This window comes from Streptomyces sp. NBC_00237, assembly GCF_026342435.1.
Lineage (GTDB): Bacteria > Actinomycetota > Actinomycetes > Streptomycetales > Streptomycetaceae > Streptomyces.
The window spans coordinates 796,279-820,174 of record NZ_JAPEMT010000003.1 but is presented as its reverse complement, the minus strand read 5'-3'; the positions used below and the strand labels follow the sequence as shown (position 1 = coordinate 820,174).

The 23,896-nt window shown below is 69.6% G+C and carries 27 protein-coding genes and 2 pseudogenes; 16 read left to right on the top strand and 13 right to left on the bottom strand.

Annotated features, from left to right (window positions below; all coding sequences use genetic code 11):
• Positions 1–5: 5 nt before the first annotated feature.
• The 3 genes from OG897_RS30295 to OG897_RS30285 all read left to right on the top strand — a co-directional run bounded on the left by OG897_RS30295 (position 6) and on the right by OG897_RS30285 (position 2,801).
• Positions 6–857 carry a cyclopropane-fatty-acyl-phospholipid synthase family protein gene (locus OG897_RS30295; protein ID WP_266661735.1) on the top strand — a complete coding sequence of 284 codons (852 nt, stop codon included), beginning with the start codon at positions 6–8 and terminating at the stop codon, positions 855–857.
• Between the two features lie 107 nt (positions 858–964).
• Positions 965–2,041 carry a polyprenyl synthetase family protein gene (locus OG897_RS30290; protein WP_266661733.1) on the top strand — a complete coding sequence of 359 codons (1,077 nt, stop codon included), beginning with the start codon at positions 965–967 and terminating at the stop codon, positions 2,039–2,041.
• Positions 2,042–2,354: 313 nt separating this feature from the next.
• Positions 2,355–2,801, top strand: a complete 447-nt coding sequence (locus tag OG897_RS30285; RefSeq protein ID WP_266661731.1) for a helix-turn-helix domain-containing protein — start codon at positions 2,355–2,357, stop codon at positions 2,799–2,801.
• A 299-nt stretch (positions 2,802–3,100) separates the two neighbouring features.
• Here the strand turns inward: OG897_RS30285 and OG897_RS30280 are convergent, their stop codons facing one another.
• The gene (locus tag OG897_RS30280; RefSeq protein WP_266661729.1) at positions 3,101–4,024 is read right to left on the bottom strand and encodes an alpha/beta fold hydrolase; all 924 of its coding nucleotides are present in this window, start codon (positions 4,022–4,024) and stop codon (positions 3,101–3,103) included.
• Between the two features lie 392 nt (positions 4,025–4,416).
• Here OG897_RS30280 and OG897_RS30275 point away from each other — a divergent pair, with 392 nt between their 5' ends.
• Genes OG897_RS30275 through OG897_RS30265 form a run of 3 tightly spaced genes read left to right on the top strand, consistent with a single transcriptional unit; the run spans position 4,417 to position 7,252 of the window.
• Positions 4,417–4,734, top strand: a complete 318-nt coding sequence (locus OG897_RS30275) for an acyl carrier protein (protein WP_266661727.1) — start codon at positions 4,417–4,419, stop codon at positions 4,732–4,734.
• A complete protein-coding gene (locus OG897_RS30270; RefSeq protein ID WP_266661726.1) occupies positions 4,731–5,954 on the top strand; it encodes a beta-ketoacyl synthase in 1,224 nt (407 codons plus the stop codon). The genes OG897_RS30275 and OG897_RS30270 overlap by 4 nt, the downstream gene beginning before the upstream one ends.
• A 29-nt stretch (positions 5,955–5,983) precedes the next feature.
• Positions 5,984–7,252, top strand: a complete 1,269-nt coding sequence (locus OG897_RS30265) for a cytochrome P450 (protein ID WP_266661725.1) — start codon at positions 5,984–5,986, stop codon at positions 7,250–7,252.
• Positions 7,253–7,415: 163 nt separating this feature from the next.
• On the opposite strand, the gene OG897_RS30260 is transcribed toward OG897_RS30265, so the two are convergent.
• The 3 genes from OG897_RS30260 to OG897_RS30250 form a co-directional block, all read right to left on the bottom strand.
• The gene (locus OG897_RS30260) at positions 7,416–7,913 is read right to left on the bottom strand and encodes a hypothetical protein (protein WP_266661723.1); all 498 of its coding nucleotides are present in this window, start codon (positions 7,911–7,913) and stop codon (positions 7,416–7,418) included.
• A gap of 200 nt (positions 7,914–8,113) precedes the next feature.
• Positions 8,114–8,482, bottom strand: coding sequence for a DUF6114 domain-containing protein (locus OG897_RS30255; RefSeq protein ID WP_266661721.1), 369 nt, complete (start codon positions 8,480–8,482; stop codon positions 8,114–8,116).
• Positions 8,473–9,018 carry a DUF6230 family protein gene (locus OG897_RS30250; RefSeq protein ID WP_266661719.1) on the bottom strand — a complete coding sequence of 182 codons (546 nt, stop codon included), beginning with the start codon at positions 9,016–9,018 and terminating at the stop codon, positions 8,473–8,475. The genes OG897_RS30255 and OG897_RS30250 overlap by 10 nt, the downstream gene beginning before the upstream one ends.
• Before the next feature lie 765 nt (positions 9,019–9,783).
• On the opposite strand from OG897_RS30250, the gene OG897_RS30245 reads away from it, so the two are divergent.
• The gene (locus OG897_RS30245) at positions 9,784–9,909 is read left to right on the top strand and encodes a hypothetical protein (RefSeq protein WP_266661717.1); all 126 of its coding nucleotides are present in this window, start codon (positions 9,784–9,786) and stop codon (positions 9,907–9,909) included.
• A 121-nt stretch (positions 9,910–10,030) separates the two neighbouring features.
• Here OG897_RS30245 and OG897_RS30240 read toward each other — a convergent pair whose 3' ends face one another.
• Positions 10,031–10,621 (bottom strand): hypothetical protein, encoded by a 591-nt coding sequence (locus OG897_RS30240; RefSeq protein ID WP_266661715.1) that lies wholly within the window; start codon positions 10,619–10,621, stop codon positions 10,031–10,033.
• A 147-nt stretch (positions 10,622–10,768) separates the two neighbouring features.
• On the opposite strand from OG897_RS30240, the pseudogene OG897_RS30235 reads away from it, so the two are divergent.
• Positions 10,769–11,772: pseudogene (locus OG897_RS30235) on the top strand (IS5 family transposase).
• A gap of 288 nt (positions 11,773–12,060) precedes the next feature.
• Here the strand turns inward: OG897_RS30235 and OG897_RS30230 are convergent.
• Positions 12,061–13,392 (bottom strand): tetratricopeptide repeat protein, encoded by a 1,332-nt coding sequence (locus OG897_RS30230; RefSeq protein WP_266661713.1) that lies wholly within the window; start codon positions 13,390–13,392, stop codon positions 12,061–12,063.
• Between the two features lie 162 nt (positions 13,393–13,554).
• Between OG897_RS30230 and OG897_RS30225 the strand changes: the two genes are divergently transcribed.
• From OG897_RS30225 to OG897_RS30205, 5 genes are all read left to right on the top strand, one after another.
• Complete coding sequence (locus tag OG897_RS30225) at positions 13,555–13,821, top strand: hypothetical protein (protein ID WP_266661712.1); 267 nt, start codon at positions 13,555–13,557, stop codon at positions 13,819–13,821.
• 183 nt (positions 13,822–14,004) lie between these two features.
• Complete coding sequence (locus tag OG897_RS30220) at positions 14,005–15,162, top strand: hypothetical protein (RefSeq protein ID WP_266661710.1); 1,158 nt, start codon at positions 14,005–14,007, stop codon at positions 15,160–15,162.
• Positions 15,159–16,079 carry an NAD(P)-binding domain-containing protein gene (locus OG897_RS30215; protein WP_266661708.1) on the top strand — a complete coding sequence of 307 codons (921 nt, stop codon included), beginning with the start codon at positions 15,159–15,161 and terminating at the stop codon, positions 16,077–16,079. The genes OG897_RS30220 and OG897_RS30215 overlap by 4 nt, the downstream gene beginning before the upstream one ends.
• Complete coding sequence (locus OG897_RS30210) at positions 16,076–17,197, top strand: hypothetical protein (protein WP_266661706.1); 1,122 nt, start codon at positions 16,076–16,078, stop codon at positions 17,195–17,197. Before OG897_RS30215 ends, OG897_RS30210 begins: the two co-directional genes overlap by 4 nt.
• Positions 17,198–17,330: 133 nt before the next feature.
• On the top strand, positions 17,331–17,480 hold the full coding sequence (locus OG897_RS30205; protein ID WP_266661705.1) for a hypothetical protein: 150 nt from the start codon (positions 17,331–17,333) through the stop codon (positions 17,478–17,480).
• 130 nt (positions 17,481–17,610) lie between these two features.
• On the opposite strand, the gene OG897_RS30200 is transcribed toward OG897_RS30205, so the two are convergent.
• Both OG897_RS30200 and OG897_RS30195 read right to left on the bottom strand, forming a co-directional pair.
• Complete coding sequence (locus OG897_RS30200; protein ID WP_266661704.1) at positions 17,611–17,931, bottom strand: hypothetical protein; 321 nt, start codon at positions 17,929–17,931, stop codon at positions 17,611–17,613.
• Positions 17,921–18,289 carry a hypothetical protein gene (locus tag OG897_RS30195; protein ID WP_266661703.1) on the bottom strand — a complete coding sequence of 123 codons (369 nt, stop codon included), beginning with the start codon at positions 18,287–18,289 and terminating at the stop codon, positions 17,921–17,923. The genes OG897_RS30200 and OG897_RS30195 overlap by 11 nt, the downstream gene beginning before the upstream one ends.
• 199 nt (positions 18,290–18,488) lie before the next feature.
• On the opposite strand from OG897_RS30195, the gene OG897_RS30190 reads away from it, so the two are divergent.
• From OG897_RS30190 to OG897_RS30180, 3 genes are all read left to right on the top strand, one after another.
• Positions 18,489–19,115 carry a hypothetical protein gene (locus OG897_RS30190; RefSeq protein ID WP_266661702.1) on the top strand — a complete coding sequence of 209 codons (627 nt, stop codon included), beginning with the start codon at positions 18,489–18,491 and terminating at the stop codon, positions 19,113–19,115.
• 37 nt (positions 19,116–19,152) lie between these two features.
• Positions 19,153–19,674, top strand: a complete 522-nt coding sequence (locus OG897_RS30185; protein WP_266661700.1) for a GNAT family N-acetyltransferase — start codon at positions 19,153–19,155, stop codon at positions 19,672–19,674.
• A 165-nt stretch (positions 19,675–19,839) separates the two neighbouring features.
• Positions 19,840–20,121 carry an NUDIX domain-containing protein gene (locus OG897_RS30180; RefSeq protein ID WP_323188130.1) on the top strand — a complete coding sequence of 94 codons (282 nt, stop codon included), beginning with the start codon at positions 19,840–19,842 and terminating at the stop codon, positions 20,119–20,121.
• A gap of 596 nt (positions 20,122–20,717) precedes the next feature.
• Here OG897_RS30180 and OG897_RS30175 read toward each other — a convergent pair.
• The 5 genes and pseudogenes from OG897_RS30175 to OG897_RS40845 all read right to left on the bottom strand — a co-directional run.
• Positions 20,718–21,584, bottom strand: coding sequence for an NmrA family NAD(P)-binding protein (locus OG897_RS30175; RefSeq protein ID WP_266661698.1), 867 nt, complete (start codon positions 21,582–21,584; stop codon positions 20,718–20,720).
• 68 nt (positions 21,585–21,652) lie between these two features.
• Entirely contained in the window at positions 21,653–22,126 is a 474-nt protein-coding gene (locus OG897_RS30170) for a hypothetical protein (protein WP_266661696.1), read from the bottom strand.
• A gap of 147 nt (positions 22,127–22,273) precedes the next feature.
• Positions 22,274–22,792 carry a MarR family winged helix-turn-helix transcriptional regulator gene (locus tag OG897_RS30165; RefSeq protein ID WP_266661694.1) on the bottom strand — a complete coding sequence of 173 codons (519 nt, stop codon included), beginning with the start codon at positions 22,790–22,792 and terminating at the stop codon, positions 22,274–22,276.
• A 76-nt stretch (positions 22,793–22,868) separates the two neighbouring features.
• Positions 22,869–23,150: a hypothetical protein gene (locus OG897_RS30160; RefSeq protein WP_266661692.1), complete on the bottom strand. Its 282-nt coding sequence runs from the start codon at positions 23,148–23,150 to the stop codon at positions 22,869–22,871.
• Between the two features lie 109 nt (positions 23,151–23,259).
• Positions 23,260–23,666, bottom strand: a pseudogene (locus OG897_RS40845) (transposase); the annotation flags it as partial.
• Positions 23,667–23,896 lie beyond the last annotated feature (230 nt).

The window sequence follows — 23,896 nt, the reverse complement described above, 5'->3', positions numbered from 1 at the left end:
CCCCCATGAGCATCACCTCCGACACGGCCGCAGCCTCCGCCTACCAACACACCATCGCCGACTACTGGAACGCGGAGAAGAACGCCGTCAACCACGAACTCGGTGCCGTGGACAACCTGTTCCACCACCACTACGGCATCGGCCCGGTCAAGTGGGAGAACATCACCGACGACTCCTCGCGGCACGATTCCGTCGTGCAGGAGCTGCACCGGCTGGAAACCGAACAGGGCGCCTACCTCATCTCCCAGCTCGGCGCGCTCACCAGCGAGAGCCGCATCCTGGACGCGGGCTGCGGCCGCGGGGCAACGTCCATCATGGCCGCAGAACGCTTCGGGTGCACGGCAGACGGAATCACGCTGTCGGCGGCTCAGGCCAAGGACGCCAACAGCTCCGCCGCCGCGCGGGGGGTGTCCGACCGCGCCCGCTACCAGGTCGCGAACATGCTGCAGGCACCTTTCGCAGACGGCTCGTTCGACGCTATCTGGAACAACGAGTCGACCATGTACGTCGAACTCGGGCTGCTGTTCGCGGAGTACCAACGCCTCCTCAAGCCGGGAGGCCGGTACGTGACGATCACCGGCTGCATCAACGACGGCTACGGGCGTGCCTCCCGCGCGGTCTCCATGATCAACGCCCAGTACGCGTGTGACGTGCACCGGCGCAGCGAGTACTTCAAGCAGATGACCGCGAACCGGCTCGTTCCGGTGGCGGTCACCGACCTGACCCAGGCCACCCTGCCGTACTGGAAACTTCGTGCCACCGATCCCGAACTCACCACGGGCGTCGAGGAGCACTTCATCGACGCCTACGAGACCGGTGCCTTCCAGTACCTGATGATCGCCGCGGACCGCGTCTGACGGCACCCCCTCCTCTGCTGCTCGGCACTGGAACGGCGTCCCCACGCCCGATCTCTCCGGTGCCGAGCAGCAGACACTTGCTGTGCCCACGCAGACCGGGAGATTCCGTGCGTACCCAGGCCGACGTTTCCGAACTGGACTTGAACAGCATCCGCGCTCAGGTCAACACCCGTCTCACGCGGTTCTTCCAGGAGAAGGCCGCCGACGAGCACAACCCGCACCTGCCGATCATGGCCAACGCGGTCCGCGATTTCGTCGCCGGCGGCAAGCTCGTCCGTCCCCTGTTCGCCACCGTGGGATGGCACGCCACCGGCGGCACGGGCGACGTCCGTCAGATCACGCGGATCGCCGCGGGCATCGAGTTGCTGCACGCTTCCCTGCTCATCCACGACGACGTCATGGACGAATCCGCCACGCGCCGTGGCAAGGCCACCGTCCACCACACCCTGCCACGCTTCTACGGCGCTCCCGCCACCCGGAACAAGGCACTGCGCTTCGGAGTGAACGCGGCCATCAACACCGGTGACCTGACCGCGATGTGGGCCGACCAACTCGTGACCACGGCCGGACTCACCCACGCACAGCAGAGCAAGGTCCTGCCGCTCTGGCACTCCATGCGGGAGGAAGTCCTCACCGGCCAGTTCCTCGACCTCCGTCACACCGGACGCCCGAGCCACGACCTGGACGTCGCGTACGCCATCGTCCATCTCAAGACGTCGCTCTACACGATCACGCGCCCCCTACAGATCGGTGCCTCACTCAACCACGCCGAGCCCGAAACCCTGGATGCGTGCGCCGCTTACGGCAATCCGCTGGGGGAAGCGTTCCAGCTGCGCGACGACGTCCTGGGGGTGTTCGGAGACACTAAGGAGACCGGCAAGCCTGTCGGCGACGACCTGATCGACGGCAAACACACCGTCCTCGCGGCGCTGGCGCTGCGTCACGCCTCCCCGGCCGGCCGCCACGAACTCCAACAACTCCTGGCGGACCCGGGGCTCGACCAGCACGGCGTGACCACGGCTCGCCGGATCATCGAATCCTGTGGGGCACTGGAGATGGTCGAGGCACGCATCACCAATCGGTACCGTCAAGCGCTCCGGGCATTGGAGACCGCGCCGTTCTCCGCTCCCTCGAAGGAGGCTCTCGCCCGTCTCGCCCAGTCCTGCACGGTCAGGGACAGGTGATCACGAGCCGTACTCCGCTTCCGTAGCGGTGGTTCGAGTCGAGGGTTCTGGCGCAGATCTTGGGCTCTGGCGCTGATTCGGGGGTGAACCCGACCGTGCACGGGTGGGCATCACCGGTGTGTGATGGATGTGGTGAGCGTTGCTGACGTACCTCTGCCGGGTGTGGGGATGTTCCCGATCCCCCGTCCCGCCCGATGACCTCCGCCCACTGCTCCCCCGTGTGTCGGCGACGGCCCAGAAGTGAACCGTGATCGACGCCTGAAAGTTGACCCCCACCACGGGTCTGGCTCGTTGAGTCAGACCGGGAGGATGGGTGATCGGCGTGGAGGACTGGGCGGAGATCCGCCGACTTCACCGGACTGAACAGATGCCGGTGCGAGCGATCGCGCGGAAGCTGGGGATCGCGAGAAACACGGTCCGCAGGGCCATCGCGGATGATGCGCCGCGGAAGTACCAGCGGGCGCCGAAGGATTCGATCGTGGACGCGGTCGAGCCGCAGATCCGCGAACTCCGCGAGCAGTGCCCGGAGATGCCGACGACGGTGATCGCTGATCGGATCGGCTGGGACCGGGGCCTGACCGTTCTGAAGGAACGTATCCGAGAGCTGCGGACGTCCTACCGGCCCGTCGACCCGGCCTCGCGGACGGTCTATGAGGCAGGCGAGACCGCCCCGTGCGATCCGCGGTTCCCAGCCGCCGAAATTCCGCTCGGCTCCGGGCAGACGGGGCATCCTCCGGTGCTCGTGACGGTCGCCGCGTAGTCGCAGTGGATCACAGCCCGGACGCTCCCCTCGCGGAACGGCGCCGATCTGATCGACGATTTGGCGGCGTCCGCCGGACTGCTGGGCATCAAGTTCGTTCTCTGCAAAGCCCGCGCCCCGGAATCCAAGGGTCTGGTCGAGCGGACGCAGTGGAAAAGCTCCGCGACGAAACGCCTCGCGGCCACCCCACGCTCTGGAGTCGCTGATACGGCAGGCTCGGGTACCCATGTCCCGGCCGGTGTCGCCCACCTGCGTCGGCCAGGCCGAGCCACGCGCCCCTCCGCCGCCGGGCATTCCTGTCAGGCTGATGGTGACGCCGGGTGCGGTGTCATGGGTGTGCTGGGGCGGGGGAACGCTTCGAGCGCGGCGAGGAAGGGCAGGTCGGTCAGGGGCTGGTCGAGGAGGAATCGGCGGGTGACATCGAGGTGTTCGCGAGCGCGGGTCAGGAAGACGAAGTGGTCGGCTTCTTTGATGGTGGCGAAGACCGAAGGGGATGAGAGGGCGGCCAGGGCGCGGCATTCCGAGGGGCGTGAGGCGACGTCGTGTTCGCCGGTCACGGCCAGCAGCGGGGCGGTGATCGGGGTGGGCTCAGGCGCGTTGCGCAGGAGTTCCATGCAGCGGATCCAGATGTCGATCTGCTGGTCGTCGGTGTGGCTGACGAGATCGTCGATCACCCAGCGCAGGGCTGCGCGTCCGCGTACTGGCAGTGCGGGGTCCTGGCAGAGGATGGTGGAGGCTACGTAGTCCGCCATGCCGTGGCGGGCCGGGCCTTTCATACGGGCTGCCAGTTCCGCGGGGCTGGTGCCGAGCGGTAGGTGGTCGCGGGGGTGTCCGGTGGTGCCGGTGAGGACGACTCGTCCTGTGCGCTCGGGGTGGCGCACTGCGAAACGGTAGGCGATCTCTCCTCCGTGGGAGGTCCCGCATACGTTGACCCGCTTCAGTCCGAGGTCGTCCAGTACGGCGGCGAGGCCGTCGGCGAGGTCGTCGAGACTGCAGTGCTTCGGCAGCACGCCGGGGGCGGAGACGCCTGCGATGCGTACAGAGACGATGTCCGCCAGTGGCAGGAGTGCCTTCCTCTGGGGTCGGATCGCGGCTTCGCCCTCGGCGAGAGCGCGAACGGCCAGGATGGGGGCGATGCGCGCCGAAGAGCTGGCCCGGGTCTCGACGTCCAGGACCACCCCCGCGTCGGTGACCGTCTGGGCGCGCTGGAGGCGTGGTCGCATCGGGTTGTCCGCTTCTGGGAGGTGGGGTGTTCTGTGCGCCGGGGCGGGGGACGGAGAGGGCCCACCTGGTGCAGGATCACGGGCTCATGGAGGAAGGCGAGGGCTGGCGGCGATCCTGCCGGGCTCTTTGTAGCAGTTGGCCCGAGCTGCGGTGGGGGTGTTGCCGCACGTACGGGTGAACTCGGGTGCCGGAGGGCCCCTTTCGGGTGATGACTTCCCGCTGGCGCCTTCACGGCCCTTCTCGCGAAGCAGAGGGCGTCCTCGCACCGGCTTTCTCCTGTGTCCCAGCCGTACTCTTACGATCCCCCGTTCCGGGAAGGTGGCGTGAACGGTGCGTTTCTCCGCGCCGACCGGCTCGTTGAGTCCAGGAGCAGTCTTGCGCGGCAGCGCAGATGACGAAGGGGCAGCCCGGCGGATCTTCCGGTCGGGCCGCCGGTGAGGAACAGGGAACCATGGCGGGCGCGGTCTACGAGAAGCTGGTCAAGATCTTGGACGAGACGTTCGGGGTCGAAGTGGAGATGATCCGGGCTGAAGCCACTTTGTCGGCGCTGGAGTTGGATTCGCTGGCGGTGGCCGAGCTCGCGGCCATGGTGCAGGACGAGTTCGGCATCAAGATGAGCAGCGCGGACGTCGGCAAGGGCTCCACCCTGGCAGAGGTGGCCGCTGTGATCGACGCCAAGATGATGTCGGTTGCCGTGGCCGGATCATGAGCGGTACGGAGATCGCGGTGACCGGGCTAGGAACGGTCACCCCCGCCGGGGCGGGAGTCAACGCCACCTGGCGCACGGTACGCGAGGGTTCCTCCACCGCAGCCAACACCCATCCGCGGCTGGCCGGGTGCCCCGTCGATTTCTGTGCCTCCGTTGAGAATCTGGACACCAGTGTGGTGGGGCGGCGTGCGCTCTACCGGCTGGACCGGTCTGTTCAACTGCTGCTGGTGGCCGCCCACGAGGCGCTGACCGATGCCGCTCTGCTCGGGGCGGACTGGGACGCAGAGCGGGTCGGTGTCGTCATTGGTTGCGGCATGGGCGGCGTGAGCAGCTGGGAGAAGCAGCACTCCCGCTTTCTGGGTCAGGGCCCTGATGCGGTCTCTCCCCTGATGATTCCGATGACCACGCCGAACATGGCTGCGGGTGAAGTCGCGCTGGCCTACGGTGCTCGTGGGCCGAGCTTCGTGGTGTCGACGGCGTGTGCGTCGGGGGCGACGGCCATCTCCGCCGCCCGGGGCCTCCTTGCCTCGGGCGAGTGTGACATCGTCATCGCCGGTGGTACGGAGGCGGCGAACACCGCGCTGACGGTGGCGGGCTTCGCGAACCTCGGGGCCCTGTCGCGGCGGCGCGAAGATCCCGCCGCCGCATCGAGGCCCTTCGACATCGACCGGGACGGTTTCGTCATGGCCGAAGCCGCAGCGGTTCTGGTTCTGGAGCATGCCGCACACGCCGCCGCCCGCGACCGCCGCCCCCGGGCCCTGCTGGCCGGCTGTGGGTCGGCTACCGACGCCCACCACCCCACCGCACCACACCCCGAGGGCAGGGGCGCAAGCCAGGCGATGCGGGCAGCGCTGCGCGCAGCGGACCTCGACCCCGGCGACGTCGACCACGTCAACGCGCACGGGACATCGACCGTCCTGAACGACTCCGTCGAGGCACACGTCATCACCGGCGTACTGCCCCACGGCCCTTATGTCACCTCCACCAAGGGTGTGCTGGGGCACTCTCTGGGAGCCACAGGCGCCGTCGAAGCGGTGATGACGGTCCTGGCGATCGAGCAGTCCTGCATCCCGCCCACGGCCAACTGCGAGAATCCCGGCCCGGACCTGGATCTGAACCTTGTCACGAAGATTGCGGCCCGTCAGCGCGTGAGGGCAGCCGTGTCCAATTCCTTCGGATTCGGCGGCCACAACGTTGTCCTGGCCTTCCGCACCCCCTGAACAACCCGGCACAAAGGAGCGCACCGTTCATGGACGCCGTCGCCGCACCGCTGTCCGCGCCCCCGGCGCCGCGAGGCGTCATCCGACGGCTCCAATCCCGTCAGGGCCGGGAGGACCCCTTTCCGCTGTTCGAGGAGATCCGCCAGGTCGGCCCCGTGGTAAGCCTGGGCAGGCACGCACTTCTCGTCACCGGGTACAAGGAATGCGCCCACATCCTCTCCGACCGCATCTGGCAGGTCCCTGACCAGCAGTGGCGAACCGCACGCGGCGTCCACACGGACGGGAGCAGCATCGGTGTCATGGCCACCCTGCCCCGGCTCAACCCTCCCGTGCACAGCCGACTGCGGCACCTTCTCGCAGCCCCCTTCACCCAGCGCGCGCTCACCCTGATGCTGCCCACCGTCCGCGACCTGGTGCACCACCATCTCGACACGCTGGAAGCCGAACTACGGCAGCACGGCCGGGCGGAGTTCATGAGCACCGTGGCCCGCGCACTGCCCGTCGCCGTCATGTGCGCCATCCTCGGCCTCCCGGCCAAGGACATGCCCCTCATCGCTCACTACAGCATCCAGACCGCGCCGCTCACCGAGCCGTTCGCGACACCCGCGCAGATCACCGCCGCCGATGAGGCTGCAGGCCAGTTCCACGCCTACATCATGGCCCTCATGACCGCGCCGGGACCTCATCCTGGGGACGGCCTGCTCACACGATGGCGTACCGAGACGCACCCGGCCCGCGATACCACCTCCAACGGCGATCTCGCAGCGAACGTCGTCTTCCTGCTCGGCGCGGGAGTGGAGACCACCTCGTCCCTGTTCGCCACCGCGCTCACGGCCCTTGAGCGGCATCCCCGGCAAGCGGCCTGGCTGACCACCAACCCCCAGGCATGGCCGCAGGCCGTTGAGGAACTGATGCGGTGGGACCCTTCCGTCCACAACGCCGTCCGTTTCCCGGCCCAGGACACCGTCCTGGCGGGCATCGAGGTACCGGCCGGTACCCTCGTCCACGCCCTGATCGCAGCAGCCAACCGCGATCCTGAACACTTCCCTGCCCCGCACGACCTCGACTTCCACCGTCCCCCCAAGCGCAGCCTCGCCTTCGGAGCGGGCCCCCACTACTGCCTCGGCGCACCCCTGGCCCGTCTCAATGCCCTCGAACTCCTCCCCGAACTCCTGCGACGCTTTCCCACCCTGCGCACCGACGGACCAGCCGTACGAGCCGCCGGAATCAATCTGCGCACAGTCATCACTCTGCCTGTCAGCCACCGCCCGTCCCAACCGACGATTCCGCACCCCTGAACCCGCAACGGGCACCCCCCGGCCCTCCCCATGAAGCGGCCATACTCCCCGCCTCAAATCCCCGGCTCCCTGCGGCGCTGAGCCGTACCCCAGTGATCTCCAGCGCTGCCCTGCGGCAGGGCTCTTGCACGCAGTGGAACGACGCCCCACCAAGACCCGGTGTTCAGCGCCCGACCGGCTGGAGGCGGGCGATCGAAAGAACGGCTCCGGAGATGTGTGCTTCTTTCGTGTGCAGGACGAGGTCCGAGATCCGAACGTCGGTGAGTTCCAACCATGGAATCGTCAGCGGGGGAACGGGAACCACGCTGTGCTCCCTACCACTGAGCATGATCGGCAGCAGACCCAGCAAGCGTCCTTCGACCTCCCCGGCCATCACCTCCACCGGTCCTCCCAGCACCATCCGGGATCCGCGCACGCTCCCAGACGCCCCAGGACCCCCGCCGGGATAACGCAGCACCGCTCCCTCCACCACGATCCGCTCGGCACGGCACCGCACCACCGCCTCACCCAGGGGAGCCCTTCCTTCGATACGCAGCCCCTCGATCACCATCCGCTCCGCCGAGAGTGATGCCCCCTCACGGCTCGCGCCGCGCCCGGCACCGGCCGACCGTAGACGCACCACCGTGCTCAGACAGCGCATCAACCGGCGGGCCTCGTCCATCGACCGCCCATCGGCCGGACCGGTCTTCTCCCGGCACACAGGATCGGAACCCCGGCCAAGTGGCACGCCGTCGGCTGCCGAGTCGGCGCCCACAGCCACCGGCTCGCCCTCTCTGGCCTCCTCGCCTGCCGGAACTGCCGTGCTTGTCCAGCACGGCGTCAGTGCCAGCACGGCCCCCGCCGCCACGGCGCGCCGCAGCATCACCCCGCCACGCCGGAACTGGGACGCCGTGCCACAGCGAGGGATCCGGCCGTCAGACCCAGCAGCATGCCCACCCCCAGGCCGCCGAAGGTGGCGGTGAACCATGACAGCACCGACACCGCCATGATCCACACTCCGGTCGGACGGCTGTCCTGCGGGCGCCGAAGCAGCCGTACGGCCAAGGTGACCCAGCCTGTGGCGGTCAGCACCGGCAGTACGCCCCATGTCTGCTGCAAGGCCAGGAATGGCAGGTTCACCAGCGGCACGACGACAACCGTCACGGCCGCGGCAAAGGCCAGCACGGCCGGAGCCCACGGGCGTGCCGGGAGGGGAGAAGGGCGGCGGTGATCTGCAGACGTCAGAAGCATTCGTGCCGTCCGATCTTCACCGCTAGGTGCATTCCCGACAGGTGGAACATGCCGGCCGTCATCGAACTCGTCTGCTGTCGCAGGTCCCGGATGACAAGCCGGGACGCCTGCTGGCTGTACGCGCCCGGTGGGCCCGCAGCGCTCGGCACGCGGCTGTCCGCAGCATCCCGTCCCAACTCCAGATCACTGAAAGTGATCTCTCCGCGCATGCTTTCCAGATCGATCACCAGGTCGTCGATACGTACCGGACTTTCCTCGCCGGCTTCGACTCGCAGCGTCACGGGACCCAACGGGGTGGGCGTGACGACGGACTGGCACAGGTCCTGCAAGGAAGCCGACCGGATCGCCGTGACGGCCACCGGGCTGTTCTTGCCCGCCCGATCGGCCTTCACGGAGGCGTACTGCATGAACCCGTCGCCCTCCAGCCGACTTGCCGACACCTTGAACGCGTTACCGGACACGGCGAACGACACCGGCATACCGGCAGCCGCCCCCGCCCACGCCGCAGAGGCCGCACAGGTCACGCCGAGCGTCATACAGCCGACGAACCCAAGCCAGCTGTACGTCCCCCTGCGAGACGATGGACGGGAGTGGCGGCGTCGTGAGTGCACGAGGTCCCTTCTGAAAGAACACGTCCAAGATCCGCTGGAATAACGACCCCCGCCACCGCCCGTAACGGCTTTGCCCTCCATACCCCGGAGAGCGGCATCGCCCGGGCCGACTCCTCCTACGCCAACGACCAGTTGAGCGCCTGGATGGAGCAGTACGTCGATGTCTCCATCAAGTCGGTGCGGCGCCCGCCGGATGCCAAGGGCTTCATCGTCCTGCACCGGAGGTGGGTAGCCGAACGATCTTGCTCGCGGATGCGGATTATGAGGCCCCCGCCACGGCCACGGCCACGAACGTCTGCCCGCGCTGAACGCAGCCCTGATCACTCGGGCGGCCGTCACCTTGACGGCCCGCCGTCCGACGAGTTCGGCTTCCTTCCGGACGGCGCATCGGTGTTCACGGCGTTGCCCATGTCACCACCATGCCCGCAGTTCACCGACGACTCCTCGACGGTGCCAGGGCGTATCCCGCCCAGCACAGGCCCCGCGCGGGTATGACTACTTGTGCGTAAACCCTGCGTTCCGAAGGGGCACCGCCTGCTCCGACAACGTCGCACGTGAGCCAACTAAGCGGTCTTGGTGATTTACGGTGCGGCTTTGGCAGGCGGCCACCCCATGGCCTCGTGGAACCATGCCCTCGATAGCGTCGCTCTCTTCTCCGACGCGTCCGGACGGAGTCCCGACAGGTACCTCATGATCGACCCGCACCATCAGTTCCAGGAGGCACTCAACCCCCTGAACTCTGCCTTCGCACCTCTTGCCGAGCCGTTTGTTTGCGTGGACGGCAGCACCATGGGACTGCGCAACCTGATCGGCTGAACGACGACGGGGGCCGGGCAAGACCCCCGCCCCTCTGCCCCCTGCGAAAGGCTCGCGCCTGCCCCCGGGCAGCCTGGCGGCTCATCCCAAGGGCCCGGGGCACGCCCGCTGCGCTGATCCCCTACTTCGCCTGGTGGATGACCGTGCTGGTCATCGCGCGGAGGGTAACCGCGTCACTGCCCGTGCCGAGCACCAAGGGCTGGACGGGGGCGAAGTTCCCCTGGCGGGGCGGAAACTCCTTCGCGTCGGAGTCCCGGAAGAGCATGTGGGGTACGCCGCTGCCCTGGAGGGCCAGGGCTGCACCGCTCGCGCTGGTGGCGGTGAGGGGGACGGTGAAGGTGGTCACTGCAGGGAAGAACATGCGGAGGTAGTCCTGGTAGAAGCCGACCGGATCCTTCACGAACCGATTCGAGAGGCTGGGCCACTGCAAGGGGTTGAGGAACACGTCCCCGAACGCTTTGACAACCCTGCCCTGGTCCACGGGGATGATCGAGCCGGGGGCGATCTCGGCCGAGGGGTTCATGCCCAGGGTGCGCAGGGGGGCTGCGGTGTCGGTGAACATGCCGGTGAACGCCGTGGTGTGCAAATCGACCCGGATCTCCGCCGACGCCCCCTTCTGCGTCTTCGCGGAACTGTCGCTGAACTGCCAGGTCAGTTCACCGCGGACAGCACTGGCCGAGCTGTCCGTGCCGTGCTCCAGTTGGGTCCGCACCGCTTCCCAATCGGCTGCTCCCTGCTTTCCGTACAGGGTTTTCAGCCCGAGCGCGAAGAACTGAGCCGGGTTAGGTCGCGTATCGGGTCGTGATCAATCTGTGGGATGTGCCTTCGTGGCACGGCTCGGTCCGATAGACCGGCTGACGTGACGCGAATACAACTGACCGACGTGGAGTGGGAGTTCATTGAGCCGTACCTGCCGATCGGCGAGTACGGCCCGTACCCCGAGCGGCTGCGGCAGCAGTTCGAGGGAGTGATCTGGCGGTTCAAGACGGGCGGGCAGTGGCGGGAGATGCCGACGGAGTTCGGCGCCTGGTCGACTGTCCACAATCGCTTCCGGCAGTGGCGCGACGCCGGGGTCTTCGAGGCCCTGCTGGAGGGCCTGATCGCGGAGGCCGCGAAGCGCGGTGTGGTGGGCCTGTCCCTGGTGAGCATCGACTCCACCACCGTCCGGGCCCACCATGACGCGGCCGGGATGCACCTCGACGAGGATGTCGTCACCGCACTGGAGAAGGCCGCCGCAGAGGAGGAGAAGGCCAGGTCAAAGGGGGTGGCATCGAAGGACAAAGCGGGCAGGAGGCCGAAAGGGATCCCGCGCGGGAAGAACGAAGACGCATCCGGCGTCGGCGCAGACTCCGGCTGAAGGCCGCCCTCCTCGGACGCTCCAGAGGCGGGCAGACCAGCAAGATCCACCTCGCTGCCGATCGCAAGTGCCGCCCACTGGCGTTCATCCTGACCGCGGGCCAGGCGGCGGACAGCCCGCAGTTCATCCCCGTCCTGAACAAGGTGCGGGTGCGCGGGCCCGTCGGCCGTCCCCGCACCCGGCCGGACGCGGTCGCCGGGGACAAGGCGTATTCGTCCCGCGGCAACCGTGCCCACCTGCGCAAACGCCGCATCAAGGCGGTCATTCCGGAGAAGAAGGACCAGGCCGCCAACCGGAAGAAGAAGGGCTCCGGAGGCGGCCGACCCGTCGGCCACGACGCCGACCTCTACAAGGAGCGGAACACCGTCGAGCGCGCGATCAACAGACTGAAGGCGTGGCGAGGCATCGCCACCCGCTACGACAAGACTCCCGAGAGCTACCTCGCCGGCCTCCACCTTCGCGCCTCGATGATCTGGATCAAGGACCTCACACGAACCACCCCTTGATCACAACCAAATACGCTCCCTAGTCGGGAAAGGCAACGCCGCGGCAGCACCGGATGGGGCGGCGGTCACCGCGTGAGAGGAGGAAACGCCCGCCACGGTGCCGACAAGCGCGAATACGGTGGCACGCCGAAGGAAGGTACGGCGGTCGCTGAGGTGCCCGAGGTCAAGGTTCATGCCCCTGTTTGACCAGAGGACTTCACTACAAGTGACCGCATAATCACGTGGCGTGGGACTGGGTGACTCCGCTGCGCTGACCGGTCCAGTCCAGGTGTCCCGCCACCGCGTGAGTCAGGTGGAAATCTGAGCGGCCCGCTGGCGGAGTTCCTGGGCGGCCGGGACGGCATCGAAGCGGCGCAGACGTACCCGCAAGTCTCGCAGCGCCGCTTGGACTTTGACGGAGCGGATGCCGTCGGCGCAGGCGAGGAAGTCCGTCCAGGTGGCCATGGCCCCATCGACGTCGCCTCGGCGAAGCCGCACGCCGCCCAGGTCTGCGAGGACGATCGCGCGGGTGCGGCGTCGGTCCAGGCCGTGAATATCCAGCGCCAGATGCAGATGTTCCTCGGCCGCGTCCAGATCTCCGAGACGGGTGAGGATCATCCCGGACTCGTGGGCCCACCGGCCGGGCGAGTAGTGGGCCGCCCAGGACTCGCCGGAGACGGCGGCGCTGGGCTTGCCGATCGCGGACTCGGACATCGCGAGGTGCCGGGTGGCCAGGGTGTGGTCGTCGTCCTGCGCGGCTGCGTTCGCGAGGGTGGCCTGGTAGTAGGCGACGGCCCGGGGGTTCTCCAGGTGGCGGCCGTACTGCACGCACGCTTCACCGAGCTGAACCGCTTCGGCCCGGTATCCGAGGTCGATGCTCTGCACCGCGAGGCCCCGTAAGGCGGTCGCGGCCAGTTCGGGGTCGTCGGCTTCGGCGGCGAGCCGGAAGGCGTGCGCGTAGTAGCCCTGGGCCAGGCCCCGGAGGCGGGGGGTGTCGCCTTCGTCCTGGGCCATCCATCCGGCGAGGTGGACGAGTTGGGAGGTCGCGGCGAACAGCTCGCGGCCGGTGGCCTCGGTGAACGTGCCGTTGAGCCAGGGTGCGACGTCGTTGGCGAGGTAGCGCACGGCGAGGTGGCGTGCGTGGCCGCCGCCGAGTTCGGCGGCGGAGTCCCCGAGTGCCTTGACCATCTGCCGGACGGCAGCAACTTCTCCGCTGCCGACGCGCACGGCCCCGGCCGGGGCCGTGCGCGTGCGGCGGGTGATGGACTCGGGGTCGGGCAGTCCGAGGGCAGTGAGGGCATAACCGCTGGACGCGGTGATGAAGTTCCGCCGGTCCACGTCCAGATCGTCCCTTCCTAGCCCGATGACTGATGCCACGGTATCGCCGCTGTTCGAAGGGGGCCCGCTGGATTCGGGAAGGGCTTGGATAGTCCTGTCCAAGCCGAGCACGGCCACTACGTACGGACGCCAGTAAGTCGGGGCCCTGCCACCGGTCATCCACCGCCATGCGCTCTTACGGTCCACCCGGTCGGCACGGCCGCACTCGGCCATGCCGACCTCGCGGGCGAACTTGGCCGGGCCCCAGCCACGGCGTTCGCATTCGGTGCGGATGAGCCGTGTGAAGTCGTCGTCGCTGCCCATTCCCGCCCCTCCTCACGGCTGGCCCACGCTGGCCCACGCTGGCCCACAGTCTGGCCCCTCCCCACCGTCTGTGCCCGGCCGTTGACTGAACATCACCTTCCCCGAGGAGAGGAGAGACGGATGCTCATGCACGGCTCAGAGACGAGGAAGCAATCCGCGGAGGTGACCCAGAGCACCGAGGCCGCCTGTGGTGTGCTGGCGGTCACCTCGGCGCCGACGGCCCCGTCCGTGAGCGAGGTCGTCCCGCAGCTTCAGGACCTGGCCTACGACCCCCGCACCGCTCTGGCCGCCCTGCCCGTGGAGGTGCGGTTCCGCGACGGGACGGCGGCGGAGGCCGTGATGGTCATGGACCCGGGGCAGTTGGAGCGGGCCCACGCCCAGATCGGCCGGGTTCTGGACGCCCGCGCGAAGTCCCTGGGGCTGGCGTGAGAGGCCGGTTAACGGACCCGGTCGGCACGGTCCTGACGTGGCTGTGGGCGGTCGGTTCCGTCTCCGGAATCGTCGGGCTGGGGGTCCTCCTCGGCGACGAACTCGCCCGCACCGACACAGACCTGGTGGGCCCGGCGCTGACCGCGCCGGACACCGCCCCGGACGACACGCAGGGGCCGCATCGTGACCGTGACCGCGACAACACCGCAGGCGAGCACCCTGTTCGCGTACGCCGACGAGCTGGTGGAGAAGGCGGCGGCCTCCCAGTGGCCCGGAGCCCCGGTGACCCTCGGTGCCCACGTCCCGAGCGTCACCGGTTACGTCCGCCGCCTGGAGGTCGGGCGGCGGCCCCTGTTCGCCAAGGTGTCCGTGCTGGGCGTCTCGCTGGTGTCCGCCCTGCGGGGCACGTGCGGGACCTGGGAAGCCGTGCAGGCCGCCCAGGCGGCGTACACGGCCTCTCCCGGGGCCCTTCTGGAGCGGGAGACCGCACAGCTCGGGCTTCTCACTGCGGCGGGCCTGCGGGCCGCCCACGTCGCCGCCTACCGGGACGGCGTCCAGTTCACCGAGCCGGTGGAGGGGCCCACGCTCGGGGACCTGGTGGCCGACCAGCCGCACCGCACCGCCGACCTGATGACCGCCGTCCGGCGGGAGCTGGCCCTGTTGCAGCGGCCGGACCTCGTGGACCGCGCCGATGCGCTGGCCATACGGGAGAGGTCCATCGACGCGACGTTCGCCCGGAAGTTCAACGGCCTCTCCGGCGGCATCTACCTCTCGCAGGCCGGGGAGTGCGGGCCGGTGCTGACGTCGGTCGTCTCCCGGTTGCGGCGGCTGCGGCTGGCCCCGGCCGGGCGGCGGGCGGTGGCGTTCGGCGACCTGAAACCGGAGCACGCCGTGTTCCCTGACGGGCCGGGCGGGCGGCCGGTCTTCCTGGACCCCGGCCTGTCCCTCACCCACCCCTGTGCGGACCCCGCGAAGCTGATCTCCCGCATGGTCCTGGGGCTGATCGCCCGGCCGCCGCAGGCGGCCGGGGTGTCCGCCACGGTCACCGGGATCGGGGCGTTCATCGACACCGCGACGGCCGGTCAGAGCCCGCAGGAGAGGGCGGCTTGGCTGCGGCACCTGGTGGTCCTGTGGCTGATGGACACCACGAACATCGTCACGACCTACCTGACCGCCCCCGCCTCGCTGCCGCTGCCCGAGCGGGCGGAGGCGGTCTGCGCGAAGGCCGGGCCGGTGTGCGTGTTCCTGGACCGGGTGTCGGCCCGTCTCCTGGCGGGCACCGACCCGCGTGCGGTGCGGCGGCTGGCCCTGTCCGACGTCGTCACGGCGGCCCGACCATGACCGGGGCGGGGCCGGTGCGGTCGGTGGGGATCATCGGGGCCGGGGCCGTCGGCCACACCGTCGCGACGCTCCTGACCGCCGCCGGGTGGTGTTCTGGGCTGCGGATCGCGTCGGGGAGCGACCGGTCGGCCGCCGCGTTGCTCGCCGACCTGGAGGACATGCAGCAGGTCCTGGGGTCACCCGTGCGGGCGGAGATCTCCGACGTGTCCGCCATGGCCGACTGCGACGCCGTGGTGGTCTGCCCCCGCGCGAAGTTCACCAACACCGCCGCCCGCGACATACGGATGGCCGGACTCGCGGTGAACGCCCCGGTGATCGCCACCCTGGGACGCCAGCTCGCCGGGTATGCCGGGACGGCGGTCGTCGTCACCAACCCGGTCGACGTCATGACCCGGGTGTTCGCCGAAGCATCCGGCAGCGGCCGGGTGTTCGGGGTCGGGTCCAACACCGACACCGCCCGCTACCGGCTCACCCTCGCCCGCCTGCTGGCCGTCCCTGTCGAGTCCGTCCACGGGCACGTGATCGGCGAGCACGGCGACGCCGCCGTGGTCTGCGCCGCCGCCACCCGCGTCGGCGGGCTGCCCGCCGCTGTGCCCCTGCGGGCCGTCCACGACGAGCTGAGCGACCGCCCCCGCCGGATCAACGCCGGGGTCGGGCGGGCCCGCTCGGGCCCGGCCGGGGCCGTCCTGGCGGCCCTGCGGGCCGCCCTCGGACTGACCGACGCGGTGGTGGAGCTGTGCGTCAACCACGGCGGCAACTGGGCGGGAATGCCGGTGCGGTTCACCTCCGGAACCCCCACCATCACAGTCCCCGACCTGGACCCCACGGAAGGGCGGCTGCTGGCCGCCGCGACCACCAAACTGCACACCGCCTACAACACGCTGCCCCGCTTGACCGAAGGAGACCCAACGCAGTGACCACGCACGCCACCCGCATCACCACCGCCGACCACCACGTCACCGTGACCAGCACCAGTAAGCCGGTGACCGACTGGTCCGCCCGGTACTTCGGCCCCTGGTGGAACGCCGCCGACGTCACCGACTCCGACGAGCCCGAGGTGGGGCCGGTGGTGGCCGCCGACGTGGACGACCACCAGCTGGCCGCCCTCACCGACCAGGTCACCTCCCGGCCGTCCGTGGCCGAGACCGTCTACGCGAACGCCCCCCTGCGGTACGTACGGGACGGCGACGTCGTCGTGGCCTGCCAGCCCAGCGAACTCCTGGCCTACCGGTACGAGCCCGGCCGCCTGCGGATCGTCGGCGGACAGGGCACCCCCGTCGCGCTGGCCGCCGCCCGCCTCGCCCGTGAGATCCTGCGCGGCCAGCTCCTGGCCGACGGCTGGTCAATCCTCCACGCCTCCGCCGTCACCAACCCGGCCGGGGACACCGTCCTGACCCTCGGAGGGAAGGGGGCCGGGAAGACCACCACCGCCCTCCTCCTGGCCCGCTCCGGGTGGGGGCTGCTGGCCAACGACCGCGTCTTCGTACGCCCCGACGGCGACGGCGGGGTGCGGGTCCTGCCGTGGCCGTCCGCCGCAGCTGTCGGCCTCGGATTCCTCGACGCCGCAGGACTGTACGACGGCGTCCGCGAACGGATCCTCGCCGGGGAACAGCTCCACCCCACCCAGCACCAAAGGGTCACCGACGCGCTCATGCGCGGCCGCCGGGCCCCCCTCCGCAACGAGGCGGGCAAAGAACTGAAGCCGCAGTTCTTCCCCGATCAGCTGGCCTCCTGGCTCGGGCTGACCCTCGCCACCGAGGGGCGGGCGGCGCGGGTCCTGTTCCCCACCGTGAACAAGGCCGCCTCCCCGGCCATCGTGGACGACACGAGGGCCCTCGGAGAGGGCGACCTGTTCACCGACGCCACCGAGGACCGCTACCCGGACGTCTTCGGCCTCGCCCCCGCACCGGGCCGGGCGGCCTCCAACGCGTCCACCACGCTCGCTCTGCTGGCCGCCCTGCCCCACCACAGCATCAGTCTCGGGCACGACGTGAAGACCAACGCCGACTTCCTCGCCCACCTCACCGACCAGTGAACCGCAGCAGGCGACCCGCAGCACCTGGCGCCGGCCAGGTGCTCTGGATCACCTCCCGCCCCCATGAACTCGGGCGAGACCTCGCCGAGACCGCAAGCGCGACGAACAGAAAGGGCACCCCATCGACGACCTCATGCCGCCTGCGAAGCGCACCACCCGCGCAGAGCGCCTGTTCACGACGAAGGCGAACCGCCGGGTCCAGACCCCGGGCGAATGCCACGAGTACAAGAAGACGTCCGGGTCCTCCGACGGCGCGAAGACGTACGACACCACCGCCACCTGATCAGCCCCGTTCGCCCGGTGGGTGCGCCGTCGGCGCACCCACCAGGCCCCACCGGAAGGGCTCACATGATCAAGCTGCGTCTGACCCCGTACGCGAACACCGCCTGGACCTGGGACCCCGCCACCGGTCTTTACCGCACCGGCGACGGCCGGAGCGAGATCACCCCGTTCGGCCACCCGATGCTCGAACACCTCGCGCTCACCGACGGCACCCGCACCCTGGTCGTCGTGCGCGAGCGGGCTGCGGGCCGGGCGGTCGCCCGGCCCGGACCGCGCACGCTCACCCCCGCCGACTTCGACACCGCCCGTACCGCAGCCGCCACCTGGCCGCTGGACCATGTCCTGGTTGAGACCGCCCCCGGGATGCCGGTGCGGGTCACCGCCGGGCCGTGCGGCATCGCCCCGCTGTACGTCGCGCACGACGACGAGACGCTGTACGGGTCATGGGACATGGCCGACCTCGCCCAGCACGCCCGCACGCTGAGCCCGCGCGAAGTCGCCCGCCTGCTCATCTACCGGCCCCGCTACAGTCAGGAGACCGTCTTCCAGGGCATCCACCGGGTCACCGAGCGGGCCACCGCCCACTTCGGCGGACACCTCCACGTGCAGTACCCGGAGCCCGCCCTGCACAGCGGCCCCCGCGGACTCGCCGACACCGCCGACGTCCTGGCCGCGTTCGTGACCGCCATGGACGACGCGCTGGACGCCCGCCCGCTGGACGCGGGCACCACGCTTCCACCTCACCGGCGGCTTCGACTCCGGCACCGTCGCCACCCGGGCCGCCGAACGCCTCCCCGGCCAGTACGCCACCTCCACCCTCCTCATCGCAGGCGCCGGACGGGAGTCCCAGTTACGCCGACGGGCCCAGATACGCGACGCGGTGCCCTTCGCCGACACCGACCTTGTCGTGGACGCCGCCGAGACCGGCGTGCTCGCCCCCGGCTGAGTCCGCAGAAGCGGCGCACGCATCAGCCCCTACGAAGAACCGCTGCACCACCCGTTCACGCGCATGACCGAACTCATCGCCCAGCACGGGGCCCGCACCGTCGTCACCGGCCTCGGGGGCGACGAGATGGTGGCGCTGTCCCAGCAGGAGTACCCGCACAAGCCCATGGGCGAGATCAGCGACGCCCTGCCCTGGATCGGCGCACGGGCCCGCGCCGCCCTGGAGTTCGCCGACGACGCCATCGCCCCGCCCGCCCGCGTGAACTCCATAACCCTGCTGTCCCTGGAGACGACCGCCCCGGTTCTCCTGCGCGCCGGGATCTGGCCCCTCCACCCCTTCACCGACCCCGACATGATCCAGCTCGGTGAGTGGCTGCCCTACGACTGGCGCGAGTTGAAACAGCTCCGGCGCCGCCGCCTCGCCGCCCTCGGACTCGGGCCCGATGTCACGCAGTCCCGCACCCGGGAGTCCTTCGCGGAAGTCGTCCAGCACGCCCTGACCACCGAGGCCCGCCCCCTCTTCGACGTGATTCTGAAGGACGGCTCGCCGCTCTTCGAAGCGGGGCTGATCGACCCCGACGGACTCCGCGGAGGACTGCGGCAGCTCGACGCGGGACCGTACCGGGAGGACGGCGACGCCCAGCTCCTCGAAGTCGTCGACCTCCACCTGGCCGCCGCCGCGTTCCTGTAGACCAGGCTCCACCCAACCCCCTTCAAGGAGGCCCCGAATGCACCTCGTCCGCCCGGCCACGGCCGCCGACATCCCCGCCGTCCGCGCCCTCGTCCTGGCCCGTTCCGCATGGCTGGAAGAGCGTCAGATGCCCTCGTGGCGGGAGAGCGCGGACGACGTGGCCGGGCAGGCAGAGAACACCGACGGGACCATGTGGCTCCTCACTGAGGAGACCTCCGGCCGGATCATCGGCTGCATCACCGTGCAACAGGAGACCCCACCGTGGGGGTGGACCGAGGACGAACTCGCGGAGCCCGCCGACTACCTGTACACGACCGTCACGGACCCGGCCGACCGTGACCACCGCCCCGGCACTCTCCTTGCCCTGTGGGCGGTAGACCGGGCGGCCCGCCAGGGCCGGGCATGGGTGCGACGCGGCTGCATGTTCCCCGGCCTCGTCCGCTACTACGAGACCCAGGGCTTCAGCCTCATTCACGAGGTACAGCGCACGCACAACCACGTCTACCTCATGGGCCGTAAGGCCGAAGAGCTGCCCGCCCTGCCCGTACGGACGGCGTAACCCTGCCCGGCAGAACCCGCAGACCGAAGGAGCCCCGCCATTGGCAGCGAGCGGAGAGGTCCCTGGACCCGGACCCGTCCGAGATGCGGCGGTAGTGGTCGCCCGCAATTCCGAAGGGTTGGTGGCCCTGCTGAGCGCTGAGTTCCCCCGCCACGGCGCGCGTACCTGTTCCTCCCCGGCGGACGCCGTGAGGACGGCGAGAGCCCCGAGGAATGTGCTCGCCGCGAGCTGCGGGAGGAGGCGGGCATCACCGCCGCCCTCTGGCGGCCCCTGGGCTCGTACGCCATCACTCTCGACACCACCGTGACTGCCAGTGAATCAGGCCCCCAGGTCAACGACCTGCACCGGGCCGACTTCGATGGCCGCGGAATCCTGAGCGACAAGCGGTGTCAGATCCCGCGTACAGAACCAACCGTGCAACAAGCAGCTCAGAACCCCACGCTGTGAACCATCAACGGCTGCCGCCCAACCCGCCGCCCCCACCGCACCTATTCACATACCCCGGCGTGCGGAGTGAGCGTTCACGCCGGGGGCGCGTATTCGGGCACAGCAGGGCGCCGCAAGGACTTCTGGCTGGCCGGGATGAGGTTCGTGGACCTCCGCGCCCGTGGTCGGCGGATTGGCCGGAACCACAAGTGAGCGCCAGCGCCAGCGCCAGCGCCACCGGCCTTCGGACCGATGAGCAGGAGGACAAACGACTTCCCCGGCATAGGGCAGGGCTACCTCCCGACCGGCAGCGAACTGGCCGCATGCCTTTCGCCGAGAGGCGACCGCCCTCCGCCTGCCACGTACTACCCACCCCGGCTGGTCTCCCCCGACCTCGGCCTTCGTACTGGTGGGCTCGCGTATGCAACTGTCACCAATTCCCCGCTGATCCCAACCCGCTGGTGGCCGTGTGTGATCTCCAGCGGCGTATCGGCTCCACCTGTGACCCGATCGGGCGCAGATACACCCGCTTCGCCCCCACCGCCGAGCCGATGACTGGTCATCTGCCTTGTGCGCGGGAAGGTTCGAAGTTTCGTGACCAGGCTTGAGGCGGCGTCCTATCGGCGGAAGTGGCCGTGGTGTTCGTGCAGGAAGGCGTCGAGGGTGCGGGGCGGGCGGCCGAGGATGTCGGTGACGGTGGCGGTGGGTTCTTCGGGTCGGATGATGGCGAGTTGCTGGATCTCCGTCACGTGGTCGGCGAGCCAGGTGGGCATGTGGGCATTGTGGATGAGGTTGTCGCGTAGTTCGTCCGGGGTGAGGTTGACGTAGCGGATCTGGTTGCCGGTCAGGGTGGTAAGTCGTGAGGCGAGTTCGGGGTAGGCGACGGCTTCGGGTCCGGTCAGGGTGTAGGTGCCGCCGGCGATGTCACGCCTGGTGAGAGCGTCGGCGGCGACGTCGCCGATGTCGCGGCAGTCGATGTAGTTGCAGGGCGCGTCGCCCATCGTGCCGAGGATGATGCCCTGGGCGACGGTGGGGGCCAGGCGCAGAAGGTTCTGCATGAACGCGTAGGGGCGCAGGATGGTGTGGGTGAGGCCGCTGGCGCGCAGGTGTTCCTCGACGGCGTGGTGTCCGCGGGAGATGGCGACCGGGGAGTCGGGTTCGGCGGCGGGTGCGGAGATTTTGACGATGTGTCCGATGCCGGTGTGGGCGGCGATGTCGATGACGCGGGTTTCGAGTTCGACCTGATCGGGGCTGTTGGCCATGGCGAGGAAGAGCTGGCTGGCGCCCTTGAAGGCGGTGCGCAGGGAGTGGGGGTCGGTGGCATCGGCGTACTGAATCTCGACGGGCGGCTGGTGTGCGCCGGTTATGCCGGGGATCGGCCTGTGCGGGGTGCGGGTCAGTGCGCGGACGGGTGTGCCGCGTGTGAGGAGGCTGTGGAGCAGGGCGTTCCCAGTTGCTCCGGTCGCTCCCATGACAACGATCATCGTGTGCTCATTCCTTGGTGACTTCCCGGCGGCGGGTGCGGCCGGGGTGGGCGCGGTACCGGGGTGGGTTATCTCGGGGATGCCGTGGCGGTGCTGCGCCAGCGCAGGGTGACGATGGCGGTGGCGAGGGCCGCGGAGACGGGCAGGTCTCCGCGCAGGCGCTCCAGCCACGGGGTAGCGGGGATCGGGGTGTGGGCGGGTAGCCATTGGGCGGTGAACCATCCCAACAGGGCCGCCGCGCCGGCGACCGTGATGACGAGTGCGGCGGTCAGGGCGACGCGCGGCGCGGTAGTGGTCCACCGTCGGGGCTGCCCGCCGTGCCGCAGCCAGGTGCCGACCAGGAACGCCACCACGGCGGAGGTGCCAGCGATGGAGGTGCAGGCGGCCACGGCCAGGTCACGCTGCCCGGTGACGACTCCGGCGGTACCGGCCATCAGCGCGGGGGCGGCGTAGGCGGTCAGCACCTCGCGCCACAGGGTGAACGGCCGCGGTGGCCGGGAGGCTGAGCGTTTTCGGCTGGTTCTGTCCTTTGTTGTGGGCATGCTGGCCTCTTTCTCGTTTGCATGAAGGAAGCGAAGGGGTGCGGCAGGGAGCGGCAGGTCTACTCTGCAAGGTACTTAGGTGGCTAACTATTGCCTCGCAAAAAGGGCCCTACCCGGAGGGCGGGGCCAAACCAGCTGAGAGCCGGGTCAGTCAGCGACCAGGGCCGCACTGCCGCGCACGACGCGGGCGAGCAGATCCAGGAACACCGCACGCTCCTCGACGGACAACCCGCCCACCATCGCCTCCAGCCGCCCGAAATGCTCGGACGCCATGTCGCGCAGGCGCTGCGCACCGCGCGCGGTCAGGACGGCCACCGCGCCCCGGCCGTCCTCCGCGGACGGGCGGCGGACAATCAGACCCTCGCGCTCAAGGCCGTCCAGCAGGCCGGTGACCGTGGCCCTGGAGACATCAAGGTCGGCTGCAAGGCGCGAAGGGGACTTCTCCCCGCCGTGGTCTTCGAGGTCGGCGAGCAGGCGGTAGCGCCCCGTCGACAGGCCGAACCTGGCAAAGTGCGCCTCGGCCGCCCGGCCGACCCTCGCGCCCGCCGAGATCAGCCGCACCGCGACCAGCACCGCCTGCGGATCGACCTCCAAACCGTAGTGCTCGACCTGCCGCCTGGCCTGGTCCAGTGTGGGCGCCTCGCCATCGATGCCATCTCTCATCATGCACATAATATGGTGGCTAACCACTTGGGCTGTCAAGGCAACCCGATCTCCGGCCTTTACTGGTGGGCTCTCCTCATCAGCTGTCGCCAGTTCCTCGTGGAGTCCAGCGAGCTGACAATCGTGCGTGATCTCCAGGGGCGTATCGGCTCCATGTCCCGCCGGTCTCGTCGCGGAGCCGGGTGGTGGTCTTGCCGTGGTAGCCGAGGGCGTCCGCGAGGACAGGGGCGGGCATCTCCAGGAGTTGCTGTCGGATGGCGACGCCGCGGGCGGCTGCGGCCGGGACGCCGACCTTGTTGAGGAGTTCGGACAGGTGGTCGGGGCGGAACGGCTGACCTGCGCGGCGGCCGGGGAAGGCCACTGGGATGCCGGATTGGTGGCGGTGTCCATGTTGTCGCGGTTCGCGTTATGCCCCGGCAGCAGCGAAGCCACCGGTGCGGGGACGGACAAGACCGGTTCCCCAAGCCGCTCCCGGCATCGGCACCCTGGTCGGTGAGGTGCACGTTGGCGGGGGCCTTGACGGTCTGGGAGTCCAGCACGCAGGCCGACGACGGTTCGCCGTCGCGTCCTTCGCTCTGGCGGACCAGGCATCGCAGCAGGCCGGTGAGTTCTTCGAACACGCCGTCCTGCTGCTCCTTGCGAAGTGGCCGTTCGCGTTGGCCCACGGGGCGAAGTCGTACGGCAGGTAGCGTCAGGGGGTGCCGGTGCGGTCCGGGTGAAGCGCCGTGTTCATCAGGGAGCGCAGGTCGTGCTCGGGCGGGCGCCCGAGGTCCAGGGCGTCCTTGCGGTGCCTGGTTCGCCAAGCAGGGAGGACCGGTTCGATCAGTGCCCAGCGTACGTCCGAGAGGTCGCTGGGAGACCCGTCACGAGGGGTCATGTTTGTGATGAACCGCGCGGCGGGTGCCGGGCCCGGGGGCAAAGGGCCGCGGGCGCGCGGCGGGCTGGGAGGAGACGCGAGGAACTGGAACGAAACAGTCCTCTGCCGTCACAGCGCGGTCTCGCAGCTCGGCTGCACCTCCTGCCCCAGAACCAAAGAGCCTCCAAACCCTCCCGAATTTAAAGGAAACAGGGCGAACCGCCCGGCGAGAGCCTGTCCGGCGGATCAGC

Bases quoted from the DNA above. Each gene is read 5' to 3' on its own strand.
- OG897_RS30175 (WP_266661698.1), bottom strand. From the start codon at position 21,584: ATGATCGTTGTCATGGGAGCGACCGGAGCAACTGGGAACGCCCTGCTC.
- OG897_RS30190 (WP_266661702.1), top strand. From the start codon at position 18,489: ATGACCGAACTCATCGCCCAGCACGGGGCCCGCACCGTCGTCACCGGC.
- OG897_RS30260 (WP_266661723.1), bottom strand. From the start codon at position 7,913: ATGGACGAGGCCCGCCGGTTGATGCGCTGTCTGAGCACGGTGGTGCGT.
- OG897_RS30165 (WP_266661694.1), bottom strand. From the start codon at position 22,792: ATGATGAGAGATGGCATCGATGGCGAGGCGCCCACACTGGACCAGGCC.
- OG897_RS30205 (WP_266661705.1), top strand. From the start codon at position 17,331: ATGCCGCCTGCGAAGCGCACCACCCGCGCAGAGCGCCTGTTCACGACG.
- OG897_RS30255 (WP_266661721.1), bottom strand. From the start codon at position 8,482: ATGCTTCTGACGTCTGCAGATCACCGCCGCCCTTCTCCCCTCCCGGCA.
- OG897_RS30200 (WP_266661704.1), bottom strand. From the start codon at position 17,931: ATGTCCCATGACCCGTACAGCGTCTCGTCGTCGTGCGCGACGTACAGC.
- OG897_RS30270 (WP_266661726.1), top strand. From the start codon at position 4,731: ATGAGCGGTACGGAGATCGCGGTGACCGGGCTAGGAACGGTCACCCCC.
- OG897_RS30215 (WP_266661708.1), top strand. From the start codon at position 15,159: ATGACCGGGGCGGGGCCGGTGCGGTCGGTGGGGATCATCGGGGCCGGG.
- OG897_RS30265 (WP_266661725.1), top strand. From the start codon at position 5,984: ATGGACGCCGTCGCCGCACCGCTGTCCGCGCCCCCGGCGCCGCGAGGC.
- OG897_RS30280 (WP_266661729.1), bottom strand. From the start codon at position 4,024: ATGCGACCACGCCTCCAGCGCGCCCAGACGGTCACCGACGCGGGGGTG.
- OG897_RS30230 (WP_266661713.1), bottom strand. From the start codon at position 13,392: ATGGGCAGCGACGACGACTTCACACGGCTCATCCGCACCGAATGCGAA.
- OG897_RS30185 (WP_266661700.1), top strand. From the start codon at position 19,153: ATGCACCTCGTCCGCCCGGCCACGGCCGCCGACATCCCCGCCGTCCGC.
- OG897_RS30295 (WP_266661735.1), top strand. From the start codon at position 6: ATGAGCATCACCTCCGACACGGCCGCAGCCTCCGCCTACCAACACACC.
- OG897_RS30170 (WP_266661696.1), bottom strand. From the start codon at position 22,126: ATGCCCACAACAAAGGACAGAACCAGCCGAAAACGCTCAGCCTCCCGG.
- OG897_RS30275 (WP_266661727.1), top strand. From the start codon at position 4,417: ATGACGAAGGGGCAGCCCGGCGGATCTTCCGGTCGGGCCGCCGGTGAG.
- OG897_RS30250 (WP_266661719.1), bottom strand. From the start codon at position 9,018: ATGACGCTCGGCGTGACCTGTGCGGCCTCTGCGGCGTGGGCGGGGGCG.
- OG897_RS30245 (WP_266661717.1), top strand. From the start codon at position 9,784: ATGATCGACCCGCACCATCAGTTCCAGGAGGCACTCAACCCCCTGAAC.